The organism is Saccharomonospora saliphila YIM 90502 (assembly GCF_000383795.1).
GTDB lineage: Bacteria > Actinomycetota > Actinomycetes > Mycobacteriales > Pseudonocardiaceae > Saccharomonospora > Saccharomonospora saliphila.
This window is the reverse complement of sequence record NZ_KB912677.1, coordinates 8,394-13,342: the sequence shown is the minus strand read 5'-3', so window position 1 is coordinate 13,342 and position 4,949 is coordinate 8,394. Positions and strand designations below refer to the sequence as shown.

At 73.0% G+C, this 4,949-nt stretch carries 6 protein-coding genes; 3 read left to right on the top strand and 3 right to left on the bottom strand.

What is annotated here, in order from left to right; all coding sequences use genetic code 11:
• The 3 genes from SACSA_RS0112455 to SACSA_RS0112445 all read left to right on the top strand — a co-directional run.
• On the top strand, positions 1–738 hold a 738-nt coding region (locus SACSA_RS0112455; protein WP_019816265.1), incomplete at its 5' end, for a THUMP-like domain-containing protein.
• Positions 739–935: 197 nt separating this feature from the next.
• Positions 936–1,796 (top strand): helix-turn-helix domain-containing GNAT family N-acetyltransferase, encoded by an 861-nt coding sequence (locus SACSA_RS0112450; protein WP_019816264.1) that lies wholly within the window; start codon positions 936–938, stop codon positions 1,794–1,796.
• A 63-nt stretch (positions 1,797–1,859) separates the two neighbouring features.
• Entirely contained in the window at positions 1,860–2,072 is a 213-nt protein-coding gene (locus tag SACSA_RS0112445; protein ID WP_019816263.1) for a DUF2277 domain-containing protein, read from the top strand.
• Positions 2,073–2,237: 165 nt separating this feature from the next.
• On the opposite strand, the gene SACSA_RS0112440 is transcribed toward SACSA_RS0112445, so the two are convergent.
• The 3 genes from SACSA_RS0112440 to SACSA_RS0112430 all read right to left on the bottom strand — a co-directional run.
• Positions 2,238–2,732, bottom strand: a complete 495-nt coding sequence (locus SACSA_RS0112440; protein WP_019816262.1) for a pyridoxamine 5'-phosphate oxidase family protein — start codon at positions 2,730–2,732, stop codon at positions 2,238–2,240.
• Positions 2,733–2,942: 210 nt separating this feature from the next.
• Entirely contained in the window at positions 2,943–4,163 is a 1,221-nt protein-coding gene (locus SACSA_RS0112435; RefSeq protein ID WP_019816261.1) for a C40 family peptidase, read from the bottom strand.
• A gap of 111 nt (positions 4,164–4,274) precedes the next feature.
• A partial coding sequence (locus SACSA_RS0112430; protein WP_019816260.1) for a nucleoside hydrolase occupies positions 4,275–4,949 on the bottom strand: 675 nt, incomplete at its 5' end.

Sequence of the window (4,949 nt, the reverse complement as noted above, 5' to 3'; positions counted from 1 at the left end):
GCGCCGGTGGTGGCGCGCGCTGACGCCCTGCGCCCGGTGACGCGGGAGGCCGTGGTCGTGGCCGACCCCGCGCGGCGCGACTCAGGCGGTAGACGACGGTGGCGGCCCGCGGATTTCGTGCCGCCGCTCGATGAGCTCGCCTCCGTGTACGCGAGGCGGGAGTTGATGGTCAAGTGCGCTCCCGGACTCGATCCGGACGCGGCGCCGTGGGCGCGCGAGGTGGAGCTGGTCTCGCTCGACGGCCGGGTCCGGGAGGCGAATCTGCTCAGTGCGGGCCTGGCGACTGCCACGCGCCGGGCGACGGTGCTGGGCTCCGACGGCACGGAATGGTCGCTCACCGACGCCGAGCCGGACGACGCGGGAGTCGGCGAGCCGGGGCGATGGCTCGTCGACCCGGACGGCGCCGTGGTGCGGGCCGGGCTGGTGCGCCACTACGCCGCCCGGCACGGTCTGTGGCAGCTCGACGAGCGCATCGCCTATCTCACCGGCGACACGCCGCCGCCCGGGGTGCGGGCCTTCCGGGTGCTCGAGACGGGACGTTACAGCGAGAAGGCGTTGCGCGCCGCCCTGCGCCGGCGGGAGGTCGGACGGCTGGAGATCCTGGTGCGGGGCCTCGACGTGGACCCGGACGCACTGCGCCGCAGGCTCAAACCGCGCGGTCCCGCCGAGGCGACGGTGGTGCTCACGCGCATCGGCCGGACGCCGACGGCGTTGGTGTGCCGGGCCGAACGTGCCTGACGGCCCGCCTGGTGGCGTGCGGACGGGCCCTCCCGTGGTGACTCGCGGACGTGACGGGGCAACTCGCGTGCGGGAAGGGGCAACTCGCGTGCGGGAAGGGGCAACTCGCGGGGGTGGAGGGGTGGCCGTGTGCTGATCCGGTGGTGGCCTCGCACAGGGCGTTGAGATGTGGATCGGTCCGCGTCGATAATGGCGGCATGTCGACCGCGCAGCGCATCCCGCCACCGCTTCCCGAGGAGGACGCGGCCGTGTACGCGGACTGGTTCGCGTGCCTGGCCGAGCCGACCCGGGTGCGGCTGCTGCACGCGGTGGCGGTCGCGCCGGGCGGGCTCACCGTCGGCGCGCTCACCGAGCAGCTCGGGGTGAGCCAGTCGACCTGCTCCCACCACGTCCGCAGGCTCGCCGACCTGGGCTTTCTCAGCCTGCACAAGCACGGAACCGCCACCAGGGTCACGATCAACCAGGAGTGCTGCACCGGCCTGCCGCACGCGGCCGACGCCGTCATGGGACTGCTCTCGCCGCGCCCCTGTTGTCCCGCCGACGTCCCCGCCGACGTCACCGTCCGGGCGCCGGAGCCGGGCGACCGGACGGCGCTGCGGACCCTCGACGCCGAGGCCGAGAAGTCCGGTGCGGAATCCGGTGCGGCGATCTCCGGCCCGGACGGGACCGGCGGCACCGTCCCGGACGGTGGCGCCTCCGACGGCGCCTGGCTGGCCGGTCATCGCTGGGTCGCCGAGATCGACGGTGAGGTCGTGGGCTGGACGGCGTTGCGGCCCGTGTCGGCGGCGGAGTGCTACGCGGGGGTCGCGGAGAGCGCGATCTACGTCGGCGAGTCCTTCCGTTGCCGAGGGGTCGGAACGGTGTTGCTGCGCAAGCAGGTCGAGGCCGCCGACCGCGCCGGGTTGTGGACGTTGCAGACCTCGGTGTTCACCGGTGATCGCGCGGGCGTGGCGCTGCACCACGCCGCCGGGTACCGCACCGTGGGGGTGCGGCAGCGCATCGCCCTGCTCGGCGGCGTCTGGCACGACACGGTGCTGCTCGAACGCCGAGTCGCCTGAGCCCGGGCCGGGCCGGCGGGCGCGCGGCACGAGAAATGTCGCCGTCGGCCGGACAATGCGGGTATGTGCCGAAACATCAAGACGTTGCGCCCGCCGTACGCCGAGGGCGTCACCGACACCGACATCCGGGCGGCGGCCGTGCAGTACGTGCGCAAGGTGTCCGGGTTCCGTGCGCCCGCCGCGCACAACGCGGAGGCCTTCGACCACGCCGTCGACGCGGTACACGCCGCCACGGCCGAGTTGCTGTCCTCGCTCGAGGTGCGCGGCGCCCGCTGACCGTCTGCGCCGCGTGTGCGTCGGCGCACCTACCCGTTGCGAATTTTTGCGCAGTGCGAAAATCTGCGGTAGCACGCGGGAGTGATCCCCGCCTCGCGAGCTCCGGTCGACGCTGTGAACTGCTGGGGGTGCTCACAGCCCCGACCGGAGCCCGCGAGTTGCCCCTCATGGTCGGCGAGTTGCCCTCCACAGCCCGCGAGTCGCCCCTGGAGACCCGCGGGTTGCCGGTCGGACGTCGTAGCTGAGGTCTGTGGCGAGGAGCGACTCCGGACGAAGCCGTAGCCAGACGATTCCTGTCCGCTCGGGATCCGCATGAAGGTATCGCCGGAACCGGGCATCCCACCGCTGTTCGTCGTCGCCGAGGTAGCGGGACAACTTCCGGCGGCCCCTCGCCACGTCGAACGGCAGCAGCTCGGCCCGCCCGCGCGCGATGACCTGCCTGACTGTCCCTGTCGTGAGGTCGCACTGATCGATGACCACGGCGATCGCCGGGTCGGCTCGAACCCTGCCCGGCAGAGCCGCCCACCCTCCCGTGATCGTCCAGAGCGCGGTGTCCTCCCAGAGGTACCAGACCGGGCGGACGGTCGGCCCGTTGGTCGCGATCCGGGCGGTGAGCGGTTGTGCCAGGAACGCCTCGATGTCGAACTCCGCGCCGGTCATCTCCTGCCGACCCCTTCGGCTCCGGGCCTGTCATCGACTTGCACGCGTCAGCATGGGACCTCCAGCGTGGTGGAGATCAACCCCTGGCCGGTGGTGTCGGCGCGGGCGGCGAGACGCGCGGGTCGATGACGCGGGTTTCCGGTGGCCACCGGACAGCGACAGTGGTGCGAGAACACGCCACGGCCACGGTCGCGCTGGCGGTAGGAACGGTTAGGCCGTCGGCCTGCCCGCGCCCGCGTAGTTGTCGCCCGGCTTGCGGTAGTCGTGCACCTGGACGGCCTGCCCGAAGGTCGGCGCGTCGATCATCTGCTGGTTGCCGATGTAGAGACCCACGTGGTGAATCTTGGTGGCGGGATCGCCGTAGAAGATCAGGTCACCGAGCCGGGGCTGCTCGCCCTCGGGGACCCGGGACACACTGTGGTACTGGGTGTGCGCCGTGCGCATGAGGTCGATCCCGGCGCTGCCGTAGGCGGCGGTGGTCAGGCCCGAGCAGTCGAACCCGGCGTCGCCCCGCTCACGGCCGTTGCCGCCCCAGACGTACGGCAACCCGATCTTGTCGATGGCGAAGGTGACCGCGTGCAGGGCGGCGGTGTCCGGCTCGTGACCGCTCTGCCCGACCGTGCCGTACACGTTGGCCGTGGCCAGCACCCGGTGCAGGAACAGCGGTTCGTCGTGCAACGCGGAGACCCCGTCCAACCACTGGTCGCCGTCGGAGAGGTCGCGCCCGTCCGCGCACAACGCCCGCCCCGCCGTCAGGGCCGCGTCGTCGAGGTCCTGGATGTCCGGCTCGCCGTGGCCCGGCGTGGCTCGCCAGCGTTCCCACACGGCCGGAGCGAGCTGCATGGGACCCGCCGCACCGGGCCGTGAGACGACCGCTCCGGCGAAGTCGCGCACCTCGATCGTGCCGATCGGGGCGGAGACGGTTCCGTCCTCGGTGATGTCCCCGTCGTGAACGCGGCCGTGGTCGGTGGCGGTCCTGCCCACGCCCGCCAGGGTCACCCAGGACAAGTGGCAGTCCGGCTGCTCGTCGGCCAGCGTGACCGTGGCGATCGCGTAGGCGTGCATCGCCCGGCGGGGAATGTCGAGCCATCCGGCGACGTCGTTCACCCACTCCTCGAACCGGACCCGCGACGCGCCGGGCGCGGACGTCGGCCCGGGTGGCGGTGTGGTCGGCGGGAGCTCGGCGCTCTCCGGTGCCGCGGTGCGCGTGCCCCCGGCCTGAGGCGCCCCGGCCTCGGCCGGCGGGGACGCAGGGGCGCTGTCGTCGGTGGCCGCCGAGGTCAGCTCGGTCTTGTCGGGGGTGAGCTGGACGGCGACGACGAACACCCCGACGGCCACCACGGCCGAGGCGAGTGCGGTCAGCAGTGTCCGGTCGCGCGGCACGCGGCCGGGGCCGTCGTGGTGTGCGCGGTCGTCGTCGCCCGCTGTCATGGTCACAATTTAAGCAGTACCCCCGGGCACCGGCTCAACCAATCGAACGACGGGTCATTCGATCCGGTGCTTTCGCAGGTCACACACCGAGTCCGGCAGGGACGGCTCCGCTCAACGGCGGGACAGCCGCTCGAACAGGAACGTCCGCAGGTGGTCCAGATCGGTGTCGAGTGCCACCTCGACGGGCGTGCCGAGTGTGGGGACCTCGGTCGAGTCCCGGACCTCCGGCCGTCGCCGATCCACCACGGTCGCCCCGCGCGCCGGTCCGAACGAGGTCTCCACCGTCACCGGCAGCGCCTCGGTCGACAACAGCCCGGGGCTGATGGCCTCGGCCACCGCCACCGCGTCGTGCACGACCATTCCGTCCCAGCCGAGCGCCTTGCGGTAGTGGGCGAGGTAGTCGGGGACCAGGGCGTGCAGCGCCGAGCCGACCGGCCCGGAGGCGGCAAGGTCGGCCAGCCAGGCGGCCCCGACCGCGCACCGGTAGGTCAGATCCATCGGCACCAGCACGCACGGCACCTCGCCGCCGGTCAGCACGCGCTGGGCCGCCTCGGGATCGCTGAAGGCGTTGAACTCGGCGGCGGGGGTGGCGTTGCCGTGCCCCACCGCCCCGCCCATGACGACCACCCGGGCGATCCTGTCGTGCAGGTCGGGGCGGGCGGCGAGCAGGGCCGCGATGTTGGTCAACGGCCCGATCGGGGCGATCGTCACCGGCCCCGGCGCCGACTCCAGCAGCGTGGCCAGCAATCGCACCGCGCCGCCGGGTTCGAGCGGGCGCCCGGGCTC